At 69.5% G+C, this 26,018-nt stretch carries 24 protein-coding genes; 9 read left to right on the top strand and 15 right to left on the bottom strand.

Features of this window, described 5'->3' with window-relative positions:
• Positions 1-8: 8 nt before the first annotated feature.
• The 5 genes from FKR81_RS12095 to FKR81_RS12075 all read right to left on the bottom strand — a co-directional run bounded on the left by FKR81_RS12095 (position 9) and on the right by FKR81_RS12075 (position 3,943).
• Positions 9-725: a heme oxygenase-like domain-containing protein gene (locus tag FKR81_RS12095; protein WP_186762929.1), complete on the bottom strand. Its 717-nt coding sequence runs from the start codon at positions 723-725 to the stop codon at positions 9-11.
• Positions 726-728: 3 nt separating this feature from the next.
• On the bottom strand, positions 729-1,796 hold the full coding sequence (locus FKR81_RS12090; RefSeq protein WP_186762928.1) for a carboxylate-amine ligase: 1,068 nt from the start codon (positions 1,794-1,796) through the stop codon (positions 729-731).
• A 480-nt stretch (positions 1,797-2,276) separates the two neighbouring features.
• The gene (locus FKR81_RS12085; protein WP_186762927.1) at positions 2,277-2,702 is read right to left on the bottom strand and encodes a DUF4383 domain-containing protein; all 426 of its coding nucleotides are present in this window, start codon (positions 2,700-2,702) and stop codon (positions 2,277-2,279) included.
• Positions 2,703-2,746: 44 nt separating this feature from the next.
• Complete coding sequence (locus tag FKR81_RS12080) at positions 2,747-3,466, bottom strand: SigB/SigF/SigG family RNA polymerase sigma factor (RefSeq protein ID WP_146351092.1); 720 nt, start codon at positions 3,464-3,466, stop codon at positions 2,747-2,749.
• Positions 3,467-3,478: 12 nt separating this feature from the next.
• Entirely contained in the window at positions 3,479-3,943 is a 465-nt protein-coding gene (locus tag FKR81_RS12075) for an SRPBCC family protein (RefSeq protein ID WP_146351090.1), read from the bottom strand.
• A 199-nt stretch (positions 3,944-4,142) separates the two neighbouring features.
• On the opposite strand from FKR81_RS12075, the gene FKR81_RS12070 reads away from it, so the two are divergent.
• The 6 genes from FKR81_RS12070 to FKR81_RS12045 are packed head-to-tail and all read left to right on the top strand — an operon-like array spanning position 4,143 to position 10,828.
• A complete protein-coding gene (locus FKR81_RS12070) occupies positions 4,143-4,928 on the top strand; it encodes an ABC transporter ATP-binding protein (RefSeq protein WP_146351089.1) in 786 nt (261 codons plus the stop codon).
• On the top strand, positions 4,925-5,713 hold the full coding sequence (locus FKR81_RS12065; RefSeq protein WP_222598233.1) for an ABC transporter ATP-binding protein: 789 nt from the start codon (positions 4,925-4,927) through the stop codon (positions 5,711-5,713). Before FKR81_RS12070 ends, FKR81_RS12065 begins: the two co-directional genes overlap by 4 nt.
• The gene (locus FKR81_RS12060; protein WP_146351087.1) at positions 5,710-7,548 is read left to right on the top strand and encodes an AMP-dependent synthetase/ligase; all 1,839 of its coding nucleotides are present in this window, start codon (positions 5,710-5,712) and stop codon (positions 7,546-7,548) included. The genes FKR81_RS12065 and FKR81_RS12060 overlap by 4 nt, the downstream gene beginning before the upstream one ends.
• Positions 7,541-8,428 carry a branched-chain amino acid ABC transporter permease gene (locus tag FKR81_RS12055; protein WP_146351086.1) on the top strand — a complete coding sequence of 296 codons (888 nt, stop codon included), beginning with the start codon at positions 7,541-7,543 and terminating at the stop codon, positions 8,426-8,428. The genes FKR81_RS12060 and FKR81_RS12055 overlap by 8 nt, the downstream gene beginning before the upstream one ends.
• On the top strand, positions 8,425-9,525 hold the full coding sequence (locus FKR81_RS12050) for a branched-chain amino acid ABC transporter permease (protein ID WP_146351085.1): 1,101 nt from the start codon (positions 8,425-8,427) through the stop codon (positions 9,523-9,525). The genes FKR81_RS12055 and FKR81_RS12050 overlap by 4 nt, the downstream gene beginning before the upstream one ends.
• A gap of 16 nt (positions 9,526-9,541) precedes the next feature.
• Positions 9,542-10,828: an ABC transporter substrate-binding protein gene (locus FKR81_RS12045; protein WP_146351084.1), complete on the top strand. Its 1,287-nt coding sequence runs from the start codon at positions 9,542-9,544 to the stop codon at positions 10,826-10,828.
• Positions 10,829-10,890: 62 nt separating this feature from the next.
• Here FKR81_RS12045 and FKR81_RS12040 read toward each other — a convergent pair whose 3' ends face one another.
• Positions 10,891-11,400, bottom strand: a complete 510-nt coding sequence (locus FKR81_RS12040; RefSeq protein ID WP_146351083.1) for a hypothetical protein — start codon at positions 11,398-11,400, stop codon at positions 10,891-10,893.
• A 118-nt stretch (positions 11,401-11,518) separates the two neighbouring features.
• Here FKR81_RS12040 and FKR81_RS12035 point away from each other — a divergent pair, with 118 nt between their 5' ends.
• Complete coding sequence (locus tag FKR81_RS12035; protein WP_146351082.1) at positions 11,519-11,824, top strand: hypothetical protein; 306 nt, start codon at positions 11,519-11,521, stop codon at positions 11,822-11,824.
• Here the strand turns inward: FKR81_RS12035 and FKR81_RS12030 are convergent.
• From FKR81_RS12030 to FKR81_RS12020, 3 genes are read right to left on the bottom strand one after another with little or no spacing between them, the layout of a single operon-like run.
• Positions 11,821-12,759, bottom strand: coding sequence for a TolB family protein (locus tag FKR81_RS12030; RefSeq protein WP_146351081.1), 939 nt, complete (start codon positions 12,757-12,759; stop codon positions 11,821-11,823). The genes FKR81_RS12035 and FKR81_RS12030 overlap by 4 nt on opposite strands.
• On the bottom strand, positions 12,756-13,973 hold the full coding sequence (locus tag FKR81_RS12025; RefSeq protein ID WP_146351080.1) for an MFS transporter: 1,218 nt from the start codon (positions 13,971-13,973) through the stop codon (positions 12,756-12,758). The genes FKR81_RS12030 and FKR81_RS12025 overlap by 4 nt, the downstream gene beginning before the upstream one ends.
• A 55-nt stretch (positions 13,974-14,028) precedes the next feature.
• Positions 14,029-15,405, bottom strand: a complete 1,377-nt coding sequence (locus FKR81_RS12020; protein WP_146351079.1) for a CBM96 family carbohydrate-binding protein — start codon at positions 15,403-15,405, stop codon at positions 14,029-14,031.
• Positions 15,406-15,621: 216 nt separating this feature from the next.
• Here FKR81_RS12020 and FKR81_RS12015 point away from each other — a divergent pair, with 216 nt between their 5' ends.
• On the top strand, positions 15,622-16,203 hold the full coding sequence (locus tag FKR81_RS12015; RefSeq protein WP_146351078.1) for a hypothetical protein: 582 nt from the start codon (positions 15,622-15,624) through the stop codon (positions 16,201-16,203).
• Between the two features lie 190 nt (positions 16,204-16,393).
• Here the strand turns inward: FKR81_RS12015 and FKR81_RS12010 are convergent, their stop codons facing one another.
• A complete protein-coding gene (locus FKR81_RS12010) occupies positions 16,394-17,380 on the bottom strand; it encodes a PHP domain-containing protein (protein WP_146351077.1) in 987 nt (328 codons plus the stop codon).
• 207 nt (positions 17,381-17,587) lie between these two features.
• On the opposite strand from FKR81_RS12010, the gene FKR81_RS12005 reads away from it, so the two are divergent.
• A complete protein-coding gene (locus FKR81_RS12005; RefSeq protein WP_186762926.1) occupies positions 17,588-18,385 on the top strand; it encodes a class I SAM-dependent methyltransferase in 798 nt (265 codons plus the stop codon).
• Here the strand turns inward: FKR81_RS12005 and FKR81_RS12000 are convergent.
• The 5 genes from FKR81_RS12000 to FKR81_RS11980 are packed head-to-tail and all read right to left on the bottom strand — an operon-like array spanning position 18,348 to position 25,966.
• Positions 18,348-19,916, bottom strand: a complete 1,569-nt coding sequence (locus tag FKR81_RS12000) for an allophanate hydrolase (protein ID WP_146351075.1) — start codon at positions 19,914-19,916, stop codon at positions 18,348-18,350. The genes FKR81_RS12005 and FKR81_RS12000 overlap by 38 nt on opposite strands.
• Entirely contained in the window at positions 19,913-23,278 is a 3,366-nt protein-coding gene (locus FKR81_RS11995) for a 5-oxoprolinase/urea amidolyase family protein (RefSeq protein ID WP_146351074.1), read from the bottom strand. The genes FKR81_RS12000 and FKR81_RS11995 overlap by 4 nt, the downstream gene beginning before the upstream one ends.
• Positions 23,278-23,862: an urea amidolyase associated protein UAAP2 gene (locus tag FKR81_RS11990; RefSeq protein WP_146351073.1), complete on the bottom strand. Its 585-nt coding sequence runs from the start codon at positions 23,860-23,862 to the stop codon at positions 23,278-23,280. Before FKR81_RS11990 ends, FKR81_RS11995 begins: the two co-directional genes overlap by 1 nt.
• The gene (locus FKR81_RS11985) at positions 23,859-24,569 is read right to left on the bottom strand and encodes an urea amidolyase associated protein UAAP1 (protein ID WP_146351072.1); all 711 of its coding nucleotides are present in this window, start codon (positions 24,567-24,569) and stop codon (positions 23,859-23,861) included. The genes FKR81_RS11990 and FKR81_RS11985 overlap by 4 nt, the downstream gene beginning before the upstream one ends.
• On the bottom strand, positions 24,566-25,966 hold the full coding sequence (locus tag FKR81_RS11980; protein ID WP_146351071.1) for an amino acid permease: 1,401 nt from the start codon (positions 25,964-25,966) through the stop codon (positions 24,566-24,568). Before FKR81_RS11980 ends, FKR81_RS11985 begins: the two co-directional genes overlap by 4 nt.
• Between the last annotated feature and the right edge of the window lie 52 nt (positions 25,967-26,018).

Below are 26,018 nucleotides of genomic sequence, written 5' to 3'. Positions count from 1 at the left end.
CCTTTCGATCAACAGCCCACGTTGACCCGGTCGGGCAACGGGAGCCAGCGTGTCCGGAGCGACGAGCGCCCGCTCCGCCAGGCGTCGGCGACGTGCGCGCCGAGCCGTGCGTGCAGAGCATGACACGTGCCGAAACCGAACAGGACGTCCTCCGCGGGAAAGCCTCCCGCGGCCAGTTGGGCGTAGGGGTCGCCCGCCATCGTGTCCACCGCGGTCAGGAACCCCGCGAGCACACCGACCAGGCGCGGATGAGAACTGAACAGGGACAGCGCGTTCGCCAGCGCGAGGGTCTGCACCGGCATCTCCGAGATGTCGGAGGACAACGACATCAGCACCGAGCCGTAGGCGTCGATGTCGAGCATCACCGTGCGATAACCACCTTGCGGCAGCCAGAACGCCTGGTGCCGTTCCCACTCCGCCGCCTCCTGCGCGGTCGTGGGACGCACCTCGACCGGATCCACCGGCTCGACCGCCCGCAGCGCGGTCTCCCAGCGGGCCTCCAGCGCGGAGCGGAACTGGGCCAGCGCGGGGTGCCGCTGCCAGCCGGGGTGCTCGTCGGTGAACGGCCGGTTGTAGCAGATCCACAGCGCCAGCTGGAGATCGTCGTCGGCCTGCACCGGGCGGGTGCCGCCGCTCACCAGCAGCGCGGGGTGGGGTGACGGTGCGGCGCGGAGCGCGGCGATCAGCGCGGCACTCGTGTGGCCGCGGGGCGCGGGCAGGCACATGGGCTACAGGTCCTCACGGGTCTTGGCGATCAGCATGTCCACAAGCGACTCAGCATCCTCGGTGCGGCGTTGACGGGCCGCGCCACAGCCGTTGTGGCGCAACCACTCCAAGTGCTGTTCCACAGTAGACAGTTGATCACGATCCCGCAGCGCGGGAGCGCAGTGCTTCACCAGTGCGTCCGCCTGCTCGAAGCCGGGGGACAGCCGCCCGGTGATCGGGTTCGCGGACAGCCCGTCCGCCCCGTCGCGCGCGGCCCGCCAGTACGCCGCGCGCAGCACGGGATCCTCCACCCGGCCCTCGGGCGCTCCGACGACCACGATCGCGCGGATCAGCTCAGCCAGCATCACGGCTTCGCTTGCCAGCATGGGGATGTCCGACACCCGCACCTCGACCGTCGGCCAGTCGACAGCCGGCCGGACATCCCAGTAGACCATCGCCCTGTCGATCAGCGCACCCGACCTGACCAGGGCCTCCACCACGCGGTCGTAGTGCTCGGGCGAGTCGAAGTCCGGCGGCGGGCCGCTGACCGGCCACCGCGACCACACCATCGCGCGCCAACTCGCGTAACCCGTGTCCTCGCCGTTGGCGAACGGCGAGTTAGCGCTCAGCGCCAGCAACGTAGGCAGCCACGGCCGCAGCGCGTTCGACGCGCGCATCGCGGCCGCCCGGTCCTCCACACCCACGTGCACGTGCATCCCACACGCACCCTGCCCGATCACGAGCCTTCGGTGGGAATACTCGATCCGGTGATATCGGGGGTCGTCCGTACCCGGCGGCGGCCCGGCCTCACCGATCGGCGGCAGACCGACCGCGACGAGCCTGCACCCCACCGCGTCAGCCGCGTCGACCAGCACCTTCCTGGCGCGCCGAACCTGCTGGTCCAGTTCGGCGGGCGTAGCGCAGATACCGGTGGCGACCTCGATCTGGAACGGGGTCAGCTCAAACTGCACGTCGTACGGCTTCTCGGCCCGCGCGGCGGCGTGGACCTCCTCAGCCCTGGCCACCGGCCGCCGGGTCTGGGGGTCCACCAGCAGGAACTCCTGCTCCACGCCGACCGTGTACTCGCTCATCGTGGCGCGAATACCCGCTGATCTTGGGGCCGAAACTCTCCCGGTGTGCTGCGGGCTGGGTTTCTGGTGGTGGGGAGGCCCTCCCCACTCCCTGCCCTCCGGGAAAGTTTGTTCTGGTCGTTCGGCTGCCGGTTTGTGCTCGGGGCCGCGCCCGCCGGGCAGTGCGGTGCTCGCCAGTGCGGCGGGCGCTCTTTCCAGCGTGGCCGCCGGAGTGCGGGGGGCTCTTTCACTAGGCGATGCCGAAGGCGAGCACCGAGAGGCGCCGAAGGCGCAACAAACCAGTGGGTGGTGGGGTCTCCGTACGGCGCAGGCGAAGCCCTGCCGCATTTCGAGGGTGGGGTCAAGACACGTTTTTCGTCTTGACCCCACCCTCGAAATGTGGCTGCCTCTGGTGCGTCGTACGGAGACCCCACCACCAAGGCGACCCACTACGAAAAGAAGGCACGGGCCGCCGGAGGCCCACACCGCAACAACGTCCGATCAGGACTGGCGAGAAGCCGCGACCTTGTCGCACTGCCGCATCCACGCGGCACCCTGCACGATCGCCATCCCGGCGAACCCCACGAACAGGTGCAGCACGTTGGTCCCGGTGTTGACGTTCAGCAGGTTGGTGGACGCGTCGTCGGCCGAGCCGATGCCGAACATGACGAGGTACAACCCGGCCAGCAGCAGGCCGACCCCGGCGAGCGTCCGCACCCGAGGCGCGACGGCGATGAAACCGAGCCCGGTGACCACGTGAACGACGTTGGAGAGCGGGTTGACCCGCAACCCGAGCAAGTGCGTCTCGGCCTGCCCTGCGAAGTCGGCAACACCGGTGACGAGGAATCCCGCCAGGCCCCAGAGCAGCAGGAAGAGGCCGGTGCCGAGCGACAGCACCTGGGGCCACCTCAGCCGCGAACGCCTCATGGACATCAGTATTACCACTCCGGCCTACCCGCGCGCGTGCTTATTCATTCGTCCGCGAACATGTCGCGGCGAAGCTGTTCGAGTGACTTGTTGATGAGGCGCGAGACGTGCATCTGGGAGATGCCGACGCGCCGGGCTATCTCGGTCTGGGTCATGCGGCCGAAGAAGCGGAGCATGACGATCGTGCGTTCGCGGCGGGGCAGGCCGCGCAGCATCGGCTGGAGCGCCTCGTGGATCTCGACGCCCTCGAGTGCGGGGTCTTCGACCTCGTTGTCTTCGATCTCGTCGAGGGGGGCAGGGCGGGTGTTCTTCTCCACGAGCAGGCCCTCGTAGACCTCGCGGAGCGGAATGGAGAGATGCCGGGCGATCTCCGTCGGAGTCGGAGACCGCCCGGTGCGGTGGGCTAGCTCGATGGTGGCGCCGTCGATCGCGTCGCACAGTTCCTTGAGCCTTCGCGGGACGCGGACCGCCCAGCACTGGTCGCGGAAGTGCCTGCGGACCTCGCCGGTGATCGTGGGAACGGCGAACGACAGGAAGTCGGTCTGCCGTCCCACGTCGAACCGGTCGATGGCGTTGAGCAGGCCCACCACCGCGACCTGGGTCAGGTCCTCGAGCGGTTCACCGCGTTCGGCGAACCGGCGGGCGATGTGGCGCGCGAGCGGCAGGTACTCGCGCACCAGCCGCTCGCGCAGCGCCTGCCTGCACGGCGAGCCGTTCGGTGTGCGCGCGAGTTGGTCGAACGCGCGCTGCTGGTCAGGCGTCACCCCACGCCAATCTCAGTGCTGTGCCGGCGGCTCGACATCGCCGCGCCACGCACCTGTCTCGGTGCCGCGGCTCTCGATGAACTCCTTGAAGCGCTTGAGGTCACCGTTGACGCGGTGCTCGACGACGCCGAGCGCGGCGCCCGCCTTCTCGGTCAGCGTCTCAGGCTCGTACTCCATCTGCAGGTGGACGCGGGTGGTGTCGTTGTCGATCCGGTGGAACGTCACGACGCCCGCCTGCCTCGGACCATCGGTGGTGCACCACGCGACGCGCTCGTCCGGGTGCTGCTCGGTGATCTCAGCGTCGAACTCGCGCTGCACGCCACCGATCTTGGTGGTCCAGTGGGTCGTCGTGGGCGTCAGCTGCTGAATGCGCTCAACACCGTCCATGAAGGCGGGGAACGACTCGAACTGGGTCCACTGGTTGTACGCCGTGCTCACCGGAACTCCGACGTCTACCGACTTTTCAATAGTGGTCACACAAACTCCTCGTATCGGTTGTCGTCAGACAGAGGAGTACCCGTGATCCCGAACGTTACACATCCGGTTCTATCCACTATGGACAGTTACGTAAAGTAGTGAACCTGTTGCCATCTGAACATCACGAAATCGCGCTGGGTAGTCGACAAGCTTGTGATCCAGGTCATACTGATCACCTCCCAACGATGTGGAGGCGCCGGTGCTCGAGGCCAGCAACCTTGAGGTGGTCTACGACGACGTGATGCTGGTGCTCCGCGGCGTGAGCCTGCGGGTGCCCGCTGGGAAGATCGTCGCCCTGCTCGGGGCGAACGGTGCGGGCAAGACGACCCTGATGCGCGCCTTCTCGGGCCTGCTCGACGTCCACGACGGCAAGGTCACCAAGGGGTCGGTGACACTCGACGGTGAACCGATCCACCGGCTTCCACCTGCGAAGATAGCCGCACTGGGCGTGAAGCAGGCGCTGGAGGGCCGGCGCATCCTCGGCGAGCTGACCGTGGAGGAGAACCTCAAGGTCGGCGGGCACGTCAAGGCCGCGCGGGTGCGCGAGAACCTCGAACGGATGTACGAGCTCTTCCCCCGGCTGCACGAGCGGCGAAGACAGTCGGCCGGCTACCTGTCCGGCGGCGAGCAGCAGATGCTCTCGATCGGCCGAGCGCTCATGTCCGACCCGTCCTACCTGCTGCTCGACGAGCCCAGCCTCGGCCTCGCGCCGCTGCTCGTGCAGCAGATCAGGGACCTGATCGTGAAGATCAACGACCAGGGCACCACCGTCCTGCTGGTCGAGCAGAACGCCAGCATGGCGCTCTCGATCGCGGACCACGGCTACGTGCTGGAGACCGGCAAGGTCGTGATGGACAAACCCGCGTCCGAACTGCTCGCCGACGAGGACGTCCGCGAGTTCTACCTGGGCCTTCGCGGCGAGGCGACGACCCAGTCGTTCCGGACCGTCAAGCACTACAAGAGGCGGAAGCGGTGGCTGTCGTGAATCCCGTCCTGGAGGTCGACGCCATCCGCCTCGCCTTCGACGGTGTCGTCGCGGTCGACGGTGTTTCGTTCACCGTGGAACCTGGCGAGCTGTTCGCCATCATCGGCCCGAACGGCGCGGGCAAGACGTCCATCTTCAACGTGCTGTCCGGCGTCTACCGGCCGCAACAGGGCTCGGTGCGCTTCCACGACCAGGACCTCATCGGCATGCGGCCGCACCGCATCGCCGCGCTGGGCATGGCCCGCACGTTCCAGAACATCGAGCTGTTCTCCCACCTCACCGTCGTGGACAACCTGATGCTCGGACGCCACAACCACATGCGCTACGGCGCGCTGTCGGCTTTCGCCTGGATCGGGCGAGCCCGCCGCGAGGAGCTGGCCAACCGGTCGGCCGTCGAGGACGTCATCGACTTCCTCGAGCTGGAGCAGTGGCGCCGGTTCCCGGTCGGCCTCCTGCCGTACGGCGTGCAGAAGCGCGTCGAGCTCGGCCGGGCGCTCGCCATGGAGCCGCGCCTGCTGCTGCTCGACGAACCGGTGGCGGGCATGAACGTCGAGGAGACCGAGGACATGGCCCGGTTCGTGCTCGACATCCGCGAGGAGCTCGGCGTCGCGATGGTCATGGTGGAGCACGACATGGGCCTGGTGATGGACCTCGCGGACCGGGTGATGGTGATGGACTTCGGCAAGCCCATCCGCACCGGGACGCCGCGCGAGGTCCAGGAGGACCCGGACGTGATCAGGGCGTACCTGGGTGAGCAGCACCGCACCGCCGGAGGTGTGGCATGACCACGACCGTCGTCACCCGCGTCCGCGACCGCGCGGCCGCGACACCGGACCGGACCGCCTTGCGCGCCAAGGACTTCGGCATCTGGCAGGAGGTCACCTGGGCGCGGTACTGGGCCAACGTCGAGCTCGTCGGCCACGCGATGCTCGCGCTCGGCGTCGAGCCGGGCGACCGGGTCGCGGTGCACTCGGAGAACCGCCGCGAGTGGCTGTACGCGGACCTCGGCACGGTTGCCGCGCGCGCCATCACGGTCGGCCTCTACCCGACCAACCCGGCGTCCGAGGTCGCGTACCTCCTCGGCCACTCCGGCGCGCGCATCCTCATCGCCGAGGACCAGGAGCAGGTCGACAAGGTGCTCGCGGTGCTCGACGAGCTGCCGGACCTGGAACGCATCGTCTACATCGAACCGCGCGGCGTGCGCGGCCGGTACGACGAGCCGAAGTTGTTGTGGTGGGACGACTTCCTCGCCCTGGGAGCCGCGCACCGCGACGAGTTCCCCGACGAGCTGTCCGCACGGATGGAGGAGACGACGCCGGACGACGTGATGACGCTGATCTACACGTCGGGAACGACGGGCCCGCCCAAGGGCGCGATGCTCACCGTCGAGAACGTCGAGTTCGCGGTCACCGTCCTGGTAGAGGGAGGTGGGTTCACTTCGCCCCCACCATCCGAAAAGGACATGACACTGTCGTACCTCCCGCTGTGCCACGTGGCGGAGCGGATCTTCACGACGTGGTTCAGCGCGTCGTCCGGCGTGCAGGTCCACTTCGCCGAGTCGATCGAGACGGTCCAGGCGAACCTCCGCGAGGTGCAGCCGACGATCCTGTTCGGCGTGCCGCGCATCTGGGAGAAGGTGCTGGCGGGCGTCACGATCGGCGTGTCCAGCGCGTCCTGGCTCAAGCGCACCACCACCCGGTTCTGGCTGAAGCAGGCCGACGCGATCGGCGCCGAGCTCGTGCGTTCGGGCGGCGTGCACACGTCCAAGAGCCGCGTCCGGTACGCGATCGGCTGGCTCTTCTGCTTCCGCGCGCTGCGCACCCGCATCGGCATGCGCCGCGTGCGCTACGCGTCGTCCGGTGCCGCGCCGATCGCGCCGGAGGTGCTGAAGTTCTTCATGGGCATCGGCGTGCCGATGCACGAGGTCTACGGCATGACCGAGAACAGCGCGATCGCGACGGCCAACCGGCCGGGCCGCGTGAAGGTCGGCACGGTCGGCGAACCGCACGACGCGGTGGAGCTGCGGATCGACCCGGAGACCGGCGAGATCCAGACCAGGCACGCGGGCGTGTTCGCCGGCTACTGGCGCGACGACGAGGCGACCAGGCGCGTCGTCTCGCCGGACGGCTGGCTGCACACCGGCGACGTGGGGGAGTGGGTCGGCGACACGCACGTGAAGATCACCGACCGAATGAAGGACATCATCATCACCGCGGGCGGCAAGAACATCGCCCCTTCGGAGATCGAGAACGCGCTCAAGACCTCGCCGTACATCAAGGAAGCCGTGGTGATCGGCGACGGCCGCGCGTACCTCACCGCGCTGATCGGCATCGAGTTGGAGACGGTCGGGCACTGGGCGCAGCAGAAGCGCATCCCGTACACGACCTACCGCGACCTCTCGGAGAAACCCGAGGTGCTGAAGCTCGTGCAGGGCATCGTCACCGACGTCAACGCGCGGTTCGCGAACGTCGAGCAGGTCAAGAAGTTCCGCATGTTCCCGAAGGAGCTCGACCACGAGGACGGCGAGCTGACCGCGACGCAGAAGGTCAAGCGCTCCGCGCTGCACAAGATGTTCGACGCGCTCGTCGACGACATGTACGCGGGAGGTACCCGTGGATGAGTTTGTTCAGTCGCTCGTCCGCGGTCTCGGTACCGGGTCCATCTACTCGTTGCTGGCACTGGGTTTCGTCATCATCTACAAGTCGACCCAGGTGATCAGCTTCGCGCAGCCGGCGTTCATGCTCGCGGGCGCGGTGCTGGTGAGCTACCTGGCGCCGGCGACCGGGTTCTTCGGTGCCGTCGCGCTCGCGGCCGTCGTCATCGCGTTCCTCGCGCTCGGTGTGGAGCGCACCGTGCTGCGCCCGATGGTCGGCAAGCCGGTGTTCGTCGTCGCGATCATCACCATCGGCGTCGACGTGGTGGTCCGCGTCGTCACGAACGCGTTCATCGGGCTCGACGTGCGGCAGGTCGGCGACCCGTGGGGCCTGAACACGGTGCCGCTCCTCGGGGTCGACGTCCAGGAGCGCTACCTCGTCATGTTCGCGACGACGGCCGTGGTGACCGCCGCGCTGTTCGCGTTCTTCCGGTACTCGCGGGTCGGGCTCGCGATGCGGGCGGTCTCGTACGACCAGGAAGTCGCGCTGGCGCAGGGCATCTCGGTCGGCTCGGTGTTCGCGCTGTCGTGGGCGCTCGCGGGCGGTCTCGCCGCGTTGGCCGGTGTGTTCGTCGCGACCGGCGCCGGCGTCGACCAGCAGCTGTGGATCGTGGCGCTGAAGGCGCTGCCCGCGATCATCCTGGGTGGCCTCGAGTCACTGGGCGGCGCGGTGATCGGTGGTCTCGCGGTCGGCGTGATCGAGTCCCTTTTCGGTACGTACCAAGGTGATGTGGCGCCCTGGCTCGGGCCGAACTTCGCGCTGGTCGCCCCGTACGCGCTGATGCTGCTGGTACTCCTCGTGCGGCCGTACGGGCTGTTCGGCAAGAGGGAGGTCGAACGCCTGTGAGAGGCCGTCCGGAGCTCTACACGTCGTACGCGCAGGACATGGCGTTCCTGAACACGCGGCCCAAGCGCGTGTCGACCGGTGCGCTGCTGGTGGTCGCGCTGCTCCTGCCGTTCATGATCACCGATGACCTGCTGCAGCTGCTCGCGACCGGGTACGTGGCCGCGATCGGCGCGATCGGGCTGAACATCGTGACGGGCTACGCGGGCCAGGTGTCGCTGGGGCACGCGTTCTTCCTCGCCATCGGCGCGTACACGGGTGCGGCGCTGTCCGGTGACCCGGACGGCAGGGTGATCGGGTTCGGTGTCACGTCGCTGCCGGTGTGGGTGCTGGCGAGCGGCCTGGTCGCCGCGCTGGCGGGCGTGATCGTCGCGCCGCTGGCCGTGCGGCTGCGCGGGCTGTACCTCGCGATCGTCACGCTCGGGCTGGTCTTCCTGGGAGACCACGTCTTCCGGGAGTGGACGGAGCTGACGGGCGGGCCAGGTGTCGGGCGGCCGGCGGCGGTGCCCGAACTGCTCGGCGTCCGGCTCGACAAGGACGGCGCGTTCCTCACCGGCGCGCAGAAGCTGTACCTGGTGATGTTCGTCCTGCTGGTGATCTTCGGCGTGCTGGCGCGGAACCTGGTGCGCTCGCGGGTCGGCCGCGCGTTCGCGGCCGTGCGCGACCGCGACCTGGCCGCGTCGGTGATCGGCGTGGACCTGACGAAGTACAAGGTGCTGGCGTTCGCGATCTCGTCGTTCTACGCGGGTGTCGCGGGCGCGTTGCTGTTCGTGCCGAACGGGTTCTTCGACCCCGGCTCGTTCAGCCTGCTGTTGTCGGTGCAGTACATCGCGATGGTGCTCATCGGCGGCGCGGGCACCATCTCGGGCGCGATCATGGGCGCCCTGTTCATCACGCTGTTGCCGCGCATCACCAGGGAGCTGCCCGCGGTGCTGCCGTTCATCAGCGGCGACGCCACCGGCACGTTCACGGTCTTCCAGCTGGAGGCCGTGCTCTACGGGGTGCTGCTGATCGTGTTCCTGATCGTCGAACCGCGTGGGTTGTTCGGCATCTGGGTGCGCGTCCGCAACTACTGGCGCACCTGGCCGTTCTCGTACTGAGCAAGGGAGAAAGCCCATGTCCTCCACAAGATTGGCAGCGGTGTTCGTCGCGCTGCTGGCTCTCACTTCCTGCCGCGGTGGTGACGGCGCCGCCCCCGCGGAGGGCAAAGGCGGCATCAAGGTCGACGCCGGAGTGACCTCCGACGCCTGCCCCAGCGCCGTCGACAAGTCGAAGGGCTGCATCTACCTCGGCACGATCTCGGACCTGACCGAGGGCCCGTTCAAGACGCTCGCCGTCCCCATCACGGACGCGCAGAAGGCGTTCTGGAAGCGCGTCAACGACCAGGGCGGCATCGGCGGCTACGAGATCGACGTGACGACGTACGTCAAGGACAACAAGTACCTGCCGCAGATCCACAACCAGGTCTACCAGGAGATCAAGGGCAAGATCCTGGCGCTGACCCAGACGCTGGGCTCGCCGACGACCGCCGCGATCCTGCCGGACCTGGAGAACACCCAGATGGTGTCCGTGCCCGCGTCGTGGACCTCCCTGTGGGGCCACGAGGAAGTGGTGCTGGAGTCCGGCACGAACTACTGCATCGAGTCGATGAACTCGGTCGACTACGCGGCGGACAAGATGGGCGTCAAGTCCGTCATGGCCGTGCACCTGGCCGGTGACTACGGCGACGACGCCGCGGCGGGCACGAAGCTCGCGGCCGAGAAGCGCGGCCTGACGTTCACCAACGTCACGACCCAGACCGGCCAGGACAACCAGGGCGGCGCGATCGACGCGATCGTGTCCGGCAAGCCCGACCTGGTGATCCTCACGACCGGCCCGACCGACGCGGCCGTGATCATCGGCCAGACGGCGGCGCGCGGCTTCACCGGCAGGTTCATCGGCACCTCGCCCACCTGGAACCCCGGCCTGCTCAAGTCGCCCGCCGCACCGGCGATCAAGGCGCTGTACATGCAGTCCGCGCCGTGGAAGGCGTGGAACACCGAGTCCGTCGGCCACACCGCGATGCGCGCGGCGCTGCCGTCGGTGACGCCGAACGACGGCTACACCGCAGGTTGGGTGTGGGCGTACCCGCTGAAGGCCGCTCTGCAGAAGGCCGCGGACAACAAGGACCTGACGCGGGCCGGCCTGCTGAACGCGGTGCGGCAGCTGGACTCCGTCGACTACGAGGGGATGCTGCCCTCGGGTGCGGGCAAGCAGACCGGTTCGCCGAACGACCACGTGTTCCGGCAGTCGCTGATCTACAAGCCGGACGACGCGGCGCCCACCGGTGTGTCGCTGGTGGAGGAGTTCTTCACCGGTCCGACCGCGAAGGACTTCAAGTTCGACAAGCCCTGCTACCAGTGACCTGAGATGCGATGAGGGGACCCTTCACGGCGGTCTGCGCCGTGAAGGGTTCCCTCATGGTCTCAGACGACGGTCAGGTCTCCGTTGGTGTGGAAGGTGGTCAGCCCCGGCGGTGCGAGGCACTGCGTCAGCAGGTTGGGGCCGGTGGTCACGAACACCGTGCTGTGCCCGGTGAACGCGCCCGACACGACGGCGCCCACCTCGGTGGTGACGATGGCGGCCCCGGTCACGGTCGTCGTGCGGGAGAAGTTGATCGTGCTGGAGCTGTTGTTGTTCCAGTGCACGGTGAACGTCCCGGTGGTGGACGCCAGCAGGTCCAGGCACGATCGGGTCGCTTTGAGCTTCGCCCCGTACGTGCCGCCGGTGATCGACTGACCGCTGAGGTCGACGCACGTGAGGAACTTCCCGTCGACCTCGACCTTCACCTCCTGCGGGGTGAGCAGCAGACCGGGCGTGTACGTCACATCGGTCGACGAGACGCAGGTCAGCACATCGACGGCGGCTCCGGCAGGTGCGCTGGGGACGATGAGTGCGGCGACCGTGGCGGCGGAAATGAGGATCGCTCGGATCATTCGGTACACCTCCTCGCCACGCTATTCCGCTTGGAATCGCAGGTGAAGGCCCTATGCACTACTCGAATGGATTAACGAGCGGCCTGTTGTTTGGCATCGAAGGGTACATTGACCTGTTGTGCATGTGGTTGATGTTCGCCGTGCGTCCGGAGGCCTGCGCCTGCTGGTCAGGCCGGTCGCGGCGCGCCAGTGGAGCGCGCGGTTGCCCTATCCCCGCGCGGGTCAGTTGATCGAGGCCATCAGGGACTCGCATGCCTGCGCTGTCCCGGAGGTGTCACTGCGCTACCAGCCGGAGGCCGGCACCGGCGAGGCCACGCTCGCCTGTGGCCAGACCGAGGTGCTGCTCGACGCGGCCGAGGTGGCCGTCCTGCTGGACTGCCTGCGGGCGCACATGCCCGACCGGATGAAGCCGTTGCCCGGCTAGCCCAGTGGTGCGGGGGAGTTCGCCTCGGGCACCAGCACCCGCGCGCTGCCGGTGCCGTCCGCGGGCACGGTCCAGACGTCGTTGACCCCGTCTCCGCGCTGGATGCCGTACGCGACGTCGTGGTCGTCCAGCCACGCCGGCTGGTCGTCGACGCTGCGGGTCTCGGCGAGCGGCGTGATCCGCTTCGTCGCGAGGTCGAGCACGGACAGCCGCCAGCCGCGCTGCGGGTCGCCGTCGATCGCGGCCTTGTAGGCGATGCGGGTGCCGTCCGGCGACAGCGACGGGCACTCGACGTTGTCCTGCACCGGTTTCACGCTGCGCGCGGCGAAGTCGCCCTCGACCAGGTAGCGGTGGCCGCCGGTGGACATGGTGGCGTAGAAGCGGTTGTCGTCCGCGGCGAACGTGACGCCCCAGAAGTTCGTGTCCGCGGCCCGGTCCGGGACGAACTCCTCGAGTGACGTGACGAGTGCGCCGGTGCGCGTGTCGAGAATGCCGGTGCTGGTGGAGAAACCGTTGGCGGCGTAGGAGTGCCCGTCGACGAACAGCGTCCACGCCACCATCCGCCCGCTCGCGGACACGCGGGCGCGGTTGGGGAACCCGGTCAGCGGCACGGTGCGCTGCTCGTGCAGCTCTGCGTCGAGCACGGCAAGCTCACCGGACTTCAGCGCCCCGACGGGACGCAGGCACGCGACCGTGCCCGCCGCCGCGTACGCGCGGTCGCAGAGCTGCTCGCTCACCTCCCGCGGCCCGCAGGGGTCGGTGCGCGACACCGTGGACAGCCTGCCGTTGCTCAGCACCTGCAGCCGCGGCCCGATCACACCGCCCGCGGCGACGTTGCTCTCCGGTGCGGCGGAGAGCTTGGTGTACCCGACCGCGACGGCGGCCAGCAGGATCGCGGCGAGTGCGGTGATCGCGAGGCGGGTGCGTGTCGTCATGATCGGCGTCCCAGCAGGTAGGCGGTGCAGGCGAGGGCGAGCCCGACGCCCAGCGCGGCGATCCGGGTGGCGGCCTCGGGTCCCCAGAACTGCCACAGCACGCCGAAGAGCACGGACGAGCCGAGGTAGGCCAGCGCCTGTCCACTTTGGATCAGTGCGATCCCGGTGGTGCGCAGGCGTTCGGGGAGCCGAGGGCCGGCCAGCGCCATGAGCACGCCGTCCGTGGCCGCGTAGAAGACGCCGTGCAGCAGGAGGACGAGCACGACCAGCGTCCACCCGCCCGCCGGTCCGAAGAGCAGCAGGTACACCGCGGCCAGCGCGACGTAGCCGCCGAGCATCACAGGCAGCCTGCCGACCCGGTCGGCGAGTGCGCCCACGGGTGCGGCGAGCAGCAGGTAGACCAGGCTGGTGCCGACCGCGAGCAGCGGGAACCAGCCGATCTGCAGGCCCTCGCGCTTCTGCAGCAAGAGGTAGACGAACCCGTCGCCGATCGTCGCGAGCCCGAGCAGCGACGCCGCGAGCACCACGTCGCGGACGGGCTTCTCGCGCAGGAGCTGTGTGATGGCGTTGAGCCGCAAGGGCTCCTTGGGGGCCGTGTGCTCGTGGTGGTCGCGGACGAACAGCACGAGGATCACCACGCCGAGCGCGGCGACGCAGAAGCTGGCCATGAACACCGCGTCGAACGACTGCGCGGCGGCGGCCAGCACGGCGAGCGCGACCAGTGGCCCGGCGAACGCGCCGATGCCGTCCATCGCCCGGTGCACGCCGAACGCCCGGCCCAGGTCCTTCTCGGGGGTGGACAACGTGATCAGCGCGTCGCGCGGCGCCGTGCGCAGACCCTTGCCCGCCCGGTCGGCGGTGATCACGAGGCCGAGTGCGGCGGTGGAACTGCCCGCCGCGAGCAGTCCGAGCTTGGCCACCGCCGAGATCGCGTACCCGGTGCCCGCCACGGCCTTGCGCCTGTTCGTCCGGTCGGCCACGTACCCGCCGACGAGCCGCAGCAGCGTGGTCGCCCCGGTGTAGACGCCGTCGATCAGGCCGTACGCGGCCGGGCTGAGCTGGAGCCCGACGACGAGGTACAGCGGCAGGATCGACGTCACCATCTCCGAGGACACGTCGGTGACGAGGCTGACCGCACCGAGCGCGAAGACGTTGCCGCTCAGTCCTCTCCAGCCGCCGACCGGTTTCGTCTTGTCTATTGTGGACAGGTACACGCTGGCCTCCGGAGAGCCCGCACCCGGCTCGCGCCGGGTGCGGGTGATGGGGTGGTCAGTGGCAGTTGGTGCTGCCGCTGTCCGTGTACGACCTGCCCGCCTCCGGCACGAACTGCCAGTCGAAGCTGTTGCTGTGCAACGTCAGCTTCAGCACGCCGTGCGTGTCGTTGTTGCGCGCCTCGCTGTTGGGCTTGATGGTGCCGAAGCCGTAGTGGCTGGCACCGCCCATGCCCGCGACGAACGTCCGGATGCCGCGTGCCGTGTCGAGCCCGCCGGTGGGGTTCTGCGGCGCGAACCGCTCGTACTGGTGGTTGTGCCCGAACAACACCAGGTCGGCGTTGTTGTCGTACAGCGCCTGGAACAACGGCCGCGTCGCGGTCGACGGCGCGTGGTTGGCGCCCGACGTGAACAGCGGGTGGTGCCAGTACGCCGCCGTGCACGGCTTCGTGCTCGCCGCGAGGTCCGCGCGCAGCCACTGCTCCTGCGCCGAGCCCGCCGACATGCTGATGTTGGAGTTCAGCGACACGACGTGCCAGTTGCCGATGTCGTAGGAGTAGTAGCCGCGCCCCGACGGTCCGGCGACCGAGCCGAAGTAGCCGTAGTAGCCGCTGGCGCCGCTGGTGTTGTAGTCGTGGTTGCCGGGCGACGGCTTGGTGCGCGCCTTGTGCCGCCCCCAGGTCGGGTTGTAGTAGCTGTTGAACTCGCCGGAGGTGCCGTTCTCGTAGACGTTGTCGCCGGTCGTGAACACCGTGCCGCCGATGTTGTCGAGCAACGCCGCCGTGGCGCTGTCACCGGAACCGGAGTCCGCGATGTCACCGGCACCGACGAGCACCGGATCGCCGGGCGGCGGCGTGGTGCCGCTGGTGATCACGAGCTGCGGCGCGGTGGTACCGGACTCCCGGGAGTCGTAGTCCGCGCCGTCGCTGCTGGTGGACGTGATCGCGATGCTGAACGTGCCGTTGCCGGTGACGTAGCTCGTCACGTCGACCTCGTACCAGGCGTTGCGCGCCACGGACCCGAGCGACCCGAGTGACGCGCCGTCGATGGCGGGCTGGCTGTTCCAGGTGACCCCGGTCTCGGCCCACGAGGTGTTGGTGGTGGCCCGGAACGCGCCACCGCTGGGACTCTGCGCACCCGACACGTCATCGGTGTGGATGCGCAATTTCGCACTGGTCACCGTGCCGGACGTACCGGAGACGGCGAACTTGAGGAACGCCCGCTTGGTGGGCGACCCGTCCACGCCGATCTGCCCGGACGTGCCGTAGTTCGTGCCGGCCGCCGAACTGTCCACGAACGTGTCCGCGGCCGGGGTGAAGGTGGAGGTGGCGGCCTGCGCGGCCGGGAGCTGGTCGGACGAGGCGACGACGGTGAGCGCGGTCGCCGTGAGGACTGTGACGGCGAGGACCGCTAGGGGAGCCCTGCGACCTGACATGCCTGTTCGCTTCCTGTTGCCGGACAAGGGCTCCGGGAACGGTAGGGACGCGTGAGCACGGCCGGATGATCCTCGGACGGCCATCCGGTGAACGGCCGCGTAACCGTTCCTCCTGCGCATGGTCGGGGTCCTGATCTGGCGACATCCGTGTATCAGCAGGTCACCTGGATGCTCCTTGCTTACATGGACCTGGATGTGCGCGCTGGTGCCTTGGAAGTGCGTGCCTTGGAAGTGCGTGCCGCGCGCTGGCTCGCGGCGTGCGGCGAGCCGGCCGAACTGGTGGTCGACGCCGGTGACGTGGCATCCCACACCTCGCACCGCGTGACCGCGTCGATCGAGCTGACCACTTCGTGCCCGCTGCGCGTCCTCGCCGCGGCCGCGGTGGCTGATGGTGCCCGCAAGGTGCGCATCTGCCCCTCCGGCGTCGACGAGGTCGAGCTCGTCCGTGCTGCCGTCGAGGTGCGGTCGATCGCCTCCGAGCACGCCGTCGAGGTGCAGTTCGACGTCGCGTCGCGGACTGCGCTGCTCACTCGTCCGGATGACTTCCTTCGGCTTGACCCGTTGGTGGTGGAGGAGGATGGGACCGTCGTGCCGCTGTGTTCGGGGATCGATCGGCGGTACGCGCTCGGGTCTCTTGCCGAGTCCTCGCTGGAGTCGCTCGTCGCTCGGTGGGACGCGACGCCCGTGTTGCGGCTCTGTCGGGCTGCTTGGCGGCATGCCATTGAGCAGCCTGGGCCGTTGGTCGCCTGGTACGACCACCTCGTTCGCACGTCTGCCGCGATGCCGGCCGCGTGTTGATCACCGGATGCGTGAGGGCCAGCCCGGTCGGCCCGGTTGGGCGCACGCAGGTCAGTTTGATCACCCCGGTGCGGTGCGCGCGAGCAGCTTGATCATCCGGTGCAGCGCAAGCGAGCCAGCCCGACCAGCCGGTGCGGTGCGTGCCGGGCCGGCCCGATCGCCCCATGCGGCGTACGCAGAGCCAGCCTGATCAGCCGGTCAACAACCGCGAAGCAGCCCGAGTGTTGATCACCGTGCCGGGATCGACCCCGCACTCCTCAGCACGAGCACACCCGTACCCCAGCCAGTCGAGCTGCCCAGGCGCGTGAGCGTCGCTGTCGATGGCGAACGTGCACCCGGCCTCAACGGCCATCGACAACAGCCGCCGGGGCGGATCCAGCCGCTCAGGCCGCGAGTTGATCTCCACAGCGGTGCCGTGCGAGGCGCAGGCGTCGAACACGGCCGCGGCGTCGAACTCCGACTCGGGGCGACCCTTGCCCACGACCAGGCGTCCGGTGCAGTGGCCGAGGATGTCGACGTGCGGGTTGGCGACCGCGGTGAGCAGGCGTTCGGTCATCTCGGCGCGCGGCATGCGGAGCTTCGAGTGCACGCTCGCCACCACGACGTCGAGTTGGGCGAGCAGGTCCGGGTCCTGGTCGAGTGAGCCGTCGTCGAGGATGTCCACCTCGATGCCGGTGAGGATCAGGAACGGCGCGAGCGACACGTTCAGCTCGGCGATGACCTCGAGCTGCTGGCGGAGGCGGGCGGCGGTGAGTCCGTTCGCGACGGTCAGGCGTGGCGAGTGGTCGGTGAGGACCATCCACTCGTGGCCCAGGTCGCGGGCCGCCTCGGCCATCTCGCGGATCGGGCTGCCGCCGTCCGACCAGTCGGAATGGGTGTGGCAGTCGCCGCGGAGCTTGGCGCGCAGCTCGTCCCCGCCGGTGATCTCGACCTTGCGGAGCTTGTCGAGGTAGCGGGGTTCGCGTTTGGCCAGTGCGTCGGCCACGACGCCCGCGGTGGACTTGCCGATGCCGGGCAGGTCGGTCAGCGTGCCGACGCGGGAGCGCTTGACCACCTCGTCGGGGTCGAGCTCGGCGACGATCGCCGCCGCCTTGCGGAACGCCTGCACGCGGTAGGTCGGCTCGCCTGCTCGTTCGAGCTGGAAGGCGACCTGACGGAGTGCCCGTACCGGATCCACGTCCCATTCCTACCCGGTCCCGCCGGATCCCGCACACAGTTGTCCACAGGCCCCGGCACAGGCGAGCCCCGCTGCCCCCGCGCGCTTCCGAATTGCGCAACGATCGGCGGGGCCGGAACGTTCCGCGAAATTCCCAGCCCGGCGAGTGAACGGGCCGTTGATCAAGCGAAGGTGAGTCGACCAGGGGAACCGGGCACGATGGAGACCATGGATGCCAAGTCGTACATCACGGGGGTCTTCGACCGCGCGGCGCAGACCTACGACAAGGTCGACGTCGACTTCTTCCTCCCCATGGCGAAGGAGCTGGTCCGCAGGGCCGACCTGAAGCCCACCGACGACGTGCTCGACGTCGGCTGCGGCCGGGGTGCGGCGCTCGTCGAGGCGGCGAAGACCGCGCGCACGGTCGTCGGCACCGACCTGGCGCCGACGATGGTCGAGCTCACGAAGAAGGACGCGCCCGCCAACGCGACGGTCCGCATCGGCGACGCCGAGGAGCCGGACTTCCCTGACCGCTCGTTCGACGTCGTCACCGCCAACCTGGTGATCTTCTTCCTCCCCGATCCGGCCAAGGCGCTGCGCAACTACGCGCGAATCCTGCGCCCCGGTGGCCGGGTCGTCTTCAACAGCTTCGCCGCCGAGGACGAACGGTTCGCCAAGGCCGTTGAGGCGATGGCGAAGTTCACCGGGTACGAGCGGCCCCCGCGCAACCCGGTGTTCGACACACCGGAGAGCCTCCTGGAACTGCTGACCGGCAACGGCTTCGAAGGCCGAGTCGAAGAGCTGGCGTTCGAAAGCAGGCTCAAGGATCCGGAGCAGTGGCTCGAGTGGATGTGGACGCACGGCGGCCGCGCGTTGCTCGAAGCGGTCCCCGAAGAGACCATGCCCGAGGCGTGCGCGGCCGCGTTCGCCGAGATCGAGAAAGCGCGCGGGCCCCGAGGGGACCTCGTGCTCACGACCCGGATGCGGTTCACGACAGGAACGCTCGCCACCCGCCGTACGACGTGATGTCCTGCGCACCTGAAACGGCAAAGGGCTCGCACGTGAAGCCCGGCACCCACGTGCCGTCGGCCAGTTCCACCTTGCCGATCGCCATGGGGGCAGGCACACCCGCCACGAACGAACCGAACGCGGACACCGGCAGCTCCCACACCTCGGCTTCGACCGCGGCGCCGTCACCGGCACGAACCAGGCCCGGCTTCGGCGGCGAAGTGTCCAGGGCGAACAGACGATACGCGGACGCGGTCTTAGTCGAGGAAACCAGGACCGCACCCCGGCTGACCAGCTCGTGGTTCAGCGGCTGACCGGACAGGTGCGCACCGACGACAGCGATCTTCCGCGTGTCACCGAAGAACGAAGCGATCGCGCTCAGCCGGTGATCGCTGTGTGCCGGCCCGATCAGCGACACCCCGAACGGCAACCCGTCCACGGAACCGGCCGGAATGGCCAGAGCCGCGTAGTCCAGCAGGTTCGCGAAGTTCGTGAACCGCCCCAGCCCGCTGTTCACCCCGACCGGATCGGCCGCCACCTCGGCCAGCGTGGGGTGCGAAGTGGTCGTGGGCAGCAACAACGCGTCGACCGACGACATCACCTCATCGGCGGCGAGCTTCAAGCTCTCCAACGCCGCGAAATCGTCGAACAGCTGCCAAGCCGGCAGCGACGCGGCAGAGCTGATGATCGACCGGACGGTCGGGTCCACCGAGTCGGGGTGCGCGGAGATGAACGACCCCACCGCCGAGTACCGCTCGGCCACGAACGCGCCCTCGTACAGCAATCGCGCCGCCGCCAGGAACGGCGAGATGTCCACCGGCACGAGCGAAGCGCCGGCGAACCGGTGCGAAGCGGCCGAGAAGGCAGCGTCCCAACCAGGCGCCAGCGGACCCAGCTCGACAGGCACACCGAGTCGGTAAGGCAGCGCGGGCGGACCGCCGAGCGGCTCAGAAGTCAAGCAGCTCAACGCGAACGAAGCCTCCGGCGCCGTACGCGCGAAGATGCTCACGCAGTCGATGGACCGACAGGCGGGCACCACACCCGAGATCGACAACAGGCCCCGAGTCGGCTTCAGCCCCACGATGCCGTTGAACGCCGCGGGCACGCGCCCGGACCCGGCGGTGTCCGTTCCCAGCGCCAGGTCGGCGATTCCCAGAGCGACCGCCACCGCGGAACCGGCACTCGACCCGCCGGACACCCGCGAAGGATCCACCGCGCACCGCACGGCCCCGTACGGCGATCGCGTGCCGACCAACCCGGTCGCGAACTGGTCCATGTTCGTCGTGCCCAGCACCACGGCACCCAGCGCACGCAACCGCGCCACCACCGGCGCGTCAGCGGAGGGCTGGTACGCGTAGTCAGGGCATCCTGCCGTCGTCGGCAGCCCGGCGACGTCGATGTTCCCCTTGACCGCCAGCAACTTCCCGGCCAGCGGGCCGGAAGCCGAAGCGAACTCCGACAGCACATCCGACTCCGGCCGCAGGTCGATCCAGATCTCCGGCCGGTCCACCTGACGAATGCGTTCGTACGCCTGCCGCACCCGGTTCACGCCATCACCACCAAAGGAGTTCCCGGACCGACCTGGTCACCCGGTCCCGCCAGCACCTCGACCACCTCACCGTCGCGCGGAGCGGGCACCACCGACTCCGCCTTCATCGCCTCCAGCGCCAGCAGCGGATCACCGGCTCGCACGACGTCGCCCGGCCGCACGTCGACCCGCCACACGGTAGCGAGGAACGGCGCCTCGACGACATCTCCCGGCAGCACGGGTTTGCGTTCCACAGTGGACAGACCGGGATCCGGCCGCGGATCGAACTCGCCCGCTGCCTCCCACGCCGCCCGCTCGGCCGAGAACGCCGCCGCCTGACGCGCGCGGAACGCGGCGATGCTCTCCGCATTGGAGTCCAGGAACCGCTGGTAGGACGACAGGCGGAACTCGCCCGGTTCGGACGCGAACTCCCACCGCCCGGCCGCCGAGTCCGCGCGCAGGTCGAGCAGTTCCTCCGCCGAGACGGGGTACCAGCGGATCCGGTCGAAGAAGCGCAGCAGCCACGGGTCGCCGGAACGCCAACTGTGCCACACCTGGGTCGTGCGCCCGACGAACTGGTAGCCGCCCGGCCCCTCCATGCCGTAGACGCACAGGTACGCGCCGCCGATGCCGACGGAGTTCTCCGCGGTCCAGGTGCGCGCCGGGTTGTACTTCGTCGTCACCAGGCGGTGCCGGGGGTCGAGCGGCGTCGCGACCGGCGCGCCCAGGTACACGTCGCCCAGGCCCAGCACCAGGTACTCGGCGTCGAACACCGTGCGGTACACGTCGTCCACACTGGACAGTCCGTTGACCCGGCGGATGAACTCGATGTTCCACGGGCACCACGGCGCGTCGTCGCGCACGCCCGCCATGTAGCGCTCGATCGCCTCGCGCGTCGCCGGATCGTCCCAGGACAGCGGCAGGTGCACGGTCCGGCTCGGCACGACCGGGTCGTCCGGCAGCGCCGCGGCCGCCGAGCGCACCACGTCCAGCACCTCCTCCGGCGGGGCCTGGATCTGCAACGACCGGATGCCCGGCGTGAGCCCGGTGATCCCCAGCGAGGTCAGCTCGGACGCCAGCGCGTGCACCCGCATCCGCAGCGCCAGGTCCAGCTGCATCGGCCCGAACTCGACCAGCAGGTTGTCGTCGCCGCTGCGGCGGAACGTCACGTCGTCGAACCGGTCCAGCACCCCGCCGTCGACGTGTGCCCGCCGATCCCGCAGCGCGGTGGTCACCGGCTTGAACCGCACGGTGTCACCGGGCCGCAACTGGCCGAGCTTCCAGCGTTCCGCCGTGTGCACGGTCGCCGGGCACACGAACCCGCCGAGGCTCGGCCCGTCCGGCCCGAGCAGGATCGGCAGGTCACCGGTGTAGTCGACCGCGCCGACGGAGTAGGGCGTGTCGTGGATGTTCGACGGGTGCAGCCCCGCCTCGCCGCCGTCCGATCGCGCCCACGAAGGCCGTGGTCCGACCAGTCGCACCCCGGTGCGCGCCGAGTTGAAGTGCACCTGCCACTCGGCCGCGTAGAACTCCTCCACGTCCTCCACCGTGAAGAACTCCGGCGCCGCGTGCGGCCCCTCGACCGCGCCGATCTCCCAGGAAGAAGGGAACTCCGGCACCTCCAGAACCGTCGAGGGCACGCCAGACGCGGAACCCGGCCGCAGCACGTCACCCCCGCGCAGCGCACGGCCGCCGTGACCACCGAACCCGCCGAGCGTGAACGTCGCCGCGCTACCCAGGTAGTCCGGCACGTCCAGCCCGCCCGCGATCAGCACGTACGTCCGGAGTCCGGCGGTGGCCGCACCGATCGACAGCACGGAACCAGCGGGCACCTCAACGGCCTCCCACTGCGGCACCGGGACGTCGTCCAGCAGAACCGGCGCGGGTGCACCAGCCACGCAAACGGTTGCGGCCGTGGAGAACCGCAAGGAAGGCCCGTCCACCGTGCACTCCAGGCCCGGTGCGCCCTCGGGGTTGCCGACGATCTGGTTGCCCAGCCGGAACGACCGGTCGTCCATCGGCCCGCTCGGGGGCACGCCCACGTGCCAGTACCCGGTGCGCCCCGGCCAGTCCTGCACGGTCGTCATCGTGCCGGCGCGCAGCACGTCGATCCGCGGCGACGGATCGGGAGGCAGGACGCGGGAACCAGGTGCGACAGCGCGCAGCTGACCGAGATTGGTGGCGATCCCGTCGATCCGGGTCGCCTTCAACGCGTCGCCGAGCGCCTCCCACGCGGCGGCACGATCGGCGCCCGACACGATCACCTTGGCCAGCAACGGGTCGTAGTGCGTGGTGACCTCCGTGCCCGCCCCCACCCACGTGTCGACGCGCACGTCCGGGAACGACACCCCGGTCAGCACACCGGCGCTGGGCCGGTGGTCGAGCACGGGGTCCTCGGCGTAGATCCGCGCCTCGACCGCGTGCCCGCGCGGAGCGGGCACCTCGGGAAGCGGGGAGCCCAGCGCGAGGCGCAGCATCCACTCCACCAGGTCCACCCCGTACACCGCCTCGGTGACCGGGTGCTCGACCTGCAGCCGCGTGTTGACCTCCAGGAACGCGGCGACCGACCCGTCGTAGATGAACTCGACGGTGCCCGCGCTCCGGTACGACGCCGCCGCGCACAACGCCCGCGCGGCCTCGTGCAGCTCGGCGCGCACGGGAAGATCAGGCGCCGGGCACTCCTCGACGACCTTCTGGTTGCGCCGCTGCAGGGTGCAGTCGCGGTCGCCCAGAACGACCACGTCGCCGTGCCCGTCACCGAACACCTGCACCTCGACGTGCCGCGCGTCCGCCATCAGCCGCTCCAGGTACACCCCGGCCCGCGACACCCGGCGCACCGACTCCCACGCCTCGGCCAGCGCGGAAGCGTCGGCACACCGGCGCATCCCGACCCCGCCGCCACCGTCGGTTGCCTTGAGCATCACCGGGTAGCCGATCCGCTCGGCCTCGGCAAGGGCCTCGTCGACGGAAGCCAACAGCCCGGTCCCCGGCAACAGCGGCACACCGGCGGCGAGAGCGGCAGCGCGCGCGGTGTGCTTGGTGCCGAACAACTCCAGGTGCGCGGGCGACGGCCCGACGAACACCAGCCCGGCCCCCTCGACGGCACGCGCGAACGCCGCGTCCTCCGACAGAAAGCCGTAGCCGGGGTGCACGGCACCGGCTCCGGAGGAGTCCATCGCCTCCAGCAGCCGGTCGATCCGCAGGTACGAGTCCCGCGCGGGCGCGGGACCGAGGTGCACGGCCGAGTCAGCGAGGTGGACGTGCGGCGCACCCCGGTCGGCGTCGGAGAACACGGCGACGGTTCGCAGTCCCAGCAGACGGGCCGTGCGGATGATGCGCACCGCGATCTCGCCCCGGTTCGCCACCAGCAGCGTGTCGAACATCAGGACACCACCAGTTCGATCGGCGTCGGGTCGAAGCCGTTGCACGGGTTGTTGATCTGCGGGCAGTTCGAGATCAGCACCAGCACGTCGGTCTCGGCCCGCAGCCCGACGCGCAGGCCGGGGGAGGAGATGCCGTCGACGATGCCGAGCGTGCCGTCCTGCTCGACCGGCACGTTCATGTACCAGTTGACGTTGCTGACCAGGTCGCGCTTGCCGAGGCCCCACTTCGAGCCTTCCAGCAGGAAGTTCTCGACGCACGCGTGCTGCGGCCGGGTGTGGTGGCCGTACCGCAGCGTGTTGGACTCCTTGCTGCACGCCCCGCCGATCGTGTCGTGCCGGCCGCAGGTGTCCTCGACGACGGTCATCAACGGCGTGCGCGCGCCGGAGTACAGGACGCTGCCGGAGGTCAGGAAGATGTTGCCCTGCATGACGATCGTGTCCGGTGCGCTGTACCGCACGGACGTGTCGGCCGCGTCGTAGACGAGGAAGTCGACGGCCTGGTTGCCACCGCTGTCGATGATCGTGAGCGTCTGGCCGCGTGCGATCACGCCGGACCACGGCGCGCGGGCGGGAACGACAGTCATGACAACCCCCGCGCGGTCAAGTAGTCGGCAGTGTTCTCGAACGCCCTGCGGCCTTCCGGAGTGGCTGTCCACAGTGGATCGGATGGTGCGGTCGGTTCGCCACGCCACGCCGCCACGTCCAGTGCGGAGCACGTGGAGCCCAGCGGGTGCGCGGTGTTCGCGATCAGCACGATCAGCGGGAGCTCGGCCCGCAGCGTCACCGAACCCGGCCCGGACGCACCGGTGAAGTCGAGCTTCCCGTCCGGCATCACGTGCACGCCCTGGAAGAACGACAGGCTCGGCGGCAGGTCGCGCGGCGTCAGCCCGTGCTTGGCCGCGGCGAGCGTGAACAGCGACCGCCCCTGCGGCGACGTGCCGCACAGCGCGTCGTGCGCGCCGGACGACTCGGTGATCGACGCCAGCACCCGCCCCTGGTCGGACAGCAGCAGCACCCCGGCACCGAGGTACGCGTTCCACTGCACCTTCACGGTGTCCGCCACGTTGAGCCGTTCCCACGGCTGGTCGGCGTGGTGCAGCAGCACGTGCGCACACGCGTCACCGGTCACGTCGTCCATCCGCAGCACCGTGCCGCGCGCCACCACGCGGTGCGCGTACCCGTCCGGCTGCACGCGTTCCGCCCAGAACGCGCCGGGCGCGTCCGGCCGTTCGACCTCCTGTTCCTGCGCACGAGCGTGGTCACGCGCGCCGTACGTGGTCGACGTGTTCATGCGGGCTGCACCTCCAGCTGACGGGCAGGACGCCACACGACCCTGCCGACGACGATGACGGCGGCGACGAACAGGACGGGGAAGAACGCGGGCTTGTAGACCTCGGGACGCGGCCACGCGATGTTGACGATCATCGCGATCCCGTACGCCACGGCCAGCGCGTTGGCGACGAGCATCCAGCGGCCGGAGCCGACGCGCAGGCGTTCGCGCAGCAGAGGCAGCGTCACCAGCAGGTAGGCGAGGTAGACGAGCACGACCGAGGTCGCGGTGAGCGACGCGAACAGCTGCGCGTTGCCCAGGTTCAGCACCAGCAGCCCGATCGCGACCACGCCTGCCAGCACCGTGGCGACCACCGGCGTGCCGGTCCGCGGGTGGACGGACGCGAGCGAACGCGACGCGGGGAGCACGCCGTCGCGGGCCATCGAGAAGATCAGCCGCACGGTCGCGGTCTGGATCGTCAGCGTGCAGATCACCACGGCCACGGCGACGTCGGCGAGGAAGATCCGTCCGAGAGTGTCGCCGAAGATCGATGTGATGACGTACGGAAGTCCTTCGCCCGCAAGCCTTCCGTCGGTGAGCGACGGCGCGGCCATCAGCGCGAACAGCACCACGGCCAGGCCGCCGATCCCGGACACGAGCAGCGCGCGCAGGATCGCGCGCGGACCGGTGCGCCGCGCGTCCACGGTCTCCTCGGCGACCGACGACGCGGTGTCGAACCCGTACAGCACGTACGCGGCCATCAGCGCCGCCGCGAACACGCCCGCACCCGTGGTGCCGGTGGGGTTCTGCGTCACGACCTGCGGCCCGCGCACGGCGAAGGTGACCAGTCCGCCGATGAGCACGACGACACCGATGAGCTCGGCGGCGACGCCGATGTCGTTGACCCGCGCCACGAGCCGGACGCCCGCCGAGTTGACGATCGTCGTGCCGATGATGAGCAACGTGCCCAGCACGACGGCGTTCGTCGCACCGGAAGCGGACATGACGGACGGGTCGCCGCCGACGAGCTGGAAGCCCGGCCACACCGAGGGCAGCACGATCTGCAGTGCGATCGCGGCCGCCGCGAGCGCGACGACGCAGCCGAGCAGCATCGTCCACCCGGCGAGCCAGCCGGCGAACCCGCTGCTCAGGTTCTTCGCCCACTGGTAGACCGAGCCCGCCAGCGGGAAGCGCGCGGCCAGCGAGGCGAAGTTCAGCGCGACCATCAGCTGGCCGAAGATCACGACGGGCCACGTCCAGAACAGCAGCGTGCCGCCGAACGAGTAGCCGAAGGCGAAGAGCTGGAAGACCGTGGTGAGGATCGAGACGAACGAGAAGCCGGCGGCGAACGCGGAGAAACCGCCGAGCGTCCTGCGTAGTTCCTGCTTGTACCCGAACGTGGACAGCTCGTCAGACATGACGTCTCCATCGCAGGTCAGAGGATTTCTGTCATGTGATCGAAATTAGGGT

This window comes from Lentzea tibetensis (assembly GCF_007845675.1).
GTDB lineage: Bacteria > Actinomycetota > Actinomycetes > Mycobacteriales > Pseudonocardiaceae > Lentzea > Lentzea tibetensis.
This window is presented reverse-complemented; position numbering and strand designations above follow the sequence as displayed.

Coding starts and splice junctions, on each gene's coding strand:
- FKR81_RS12095 (WP_186762929.1), bottom strand. CDS start 725: ATGTGCCTGCCCGCGCCCCGCGGCCACACGAGTGCCGCGCTGATCGCC.
- FKR81_RS12090 (WP_186762928.1), bottom strand. CDS start 1,796: ATGAGCGAGTACACGGTCGGCGTGGAGCAGGAGTTCCTGCTGGTGGAC.
- FKR81_RS12085 (WP_186762927.1), bottom strand. CDS start 2,702: ATGAGGCGTTCGCGGCTGAGGTGGCCCCAGGTGCTGTCGCTCGGCACC.
- FKR81_RS12060 (WP_146351087.1), top strand. CDS start 5,710: ATGACCACGACCGTCGTCACCCGCGTCCGCGACCGCGCGGCCGCGACA.
- FKR81_RS12045 (WP_146351084.1), top strand. CDS start 9,542: ATGTCCTCCACAAGATTGGCAGCGGTGTTCGTCGCGCTGCTGGCTCTC.
- FKR81_RS12040 (WP_146351083.1), bottom strand. CDS start 11,400: ATGATCCGAGCGATCCTCATTTCCGCCGCCACGGTCGCCGCACTCATC.
- FKR81_RS12030 (WP_146351081.1), bottom strand. CDS start 12,759: ATGACGACACGCACCCGCCTCGCGATCACCGCACTCGCCGCGATCCTG.
- FKR81_RS12020 (WP_146351079.1), bottom strand. CDS start 15,405: ATGTCAGGTCGCAGGGCTCCCCTAGCGGTCCTCGCCGTCACAGTCCTC.
- FKR81_RS12005 (WP_186762926.1), top strand. CDS start 17,588: ATGGATGCCAAGTCGTACATCACGGGGGTCTTCGACCGCGCGGCGCAG.
- FKR81_RS11995 (WP_146351074.1), bottom strand. CDS start 23,278: ATGTTCGACACGCTGCTGGTGGCGAACCGGGGCGAGATCGCGGTGCGC.
- FKR81_RS11990 (WP_146351073.1), bottom strand. CDS start 23,862: ATGACTGTCGTTCCCGCCCGCGCGCCGTGGTCCGGCGTGATCGCACGC.
- FKR81_RS11985 (WP_146351072.1), bottom strand. CDS start 24,569: ATGAACACGTCGACCACGTACGGCGCGCGTGACCACGCTCGTGCGCAG.
- FKR81_RS11980 (WP_146351071.1), bottom strand. CDS start 25,966: ATGTCTGACGAGCTGTCCACGTTCGGGTACAAGCAGGAACTACGCAGG.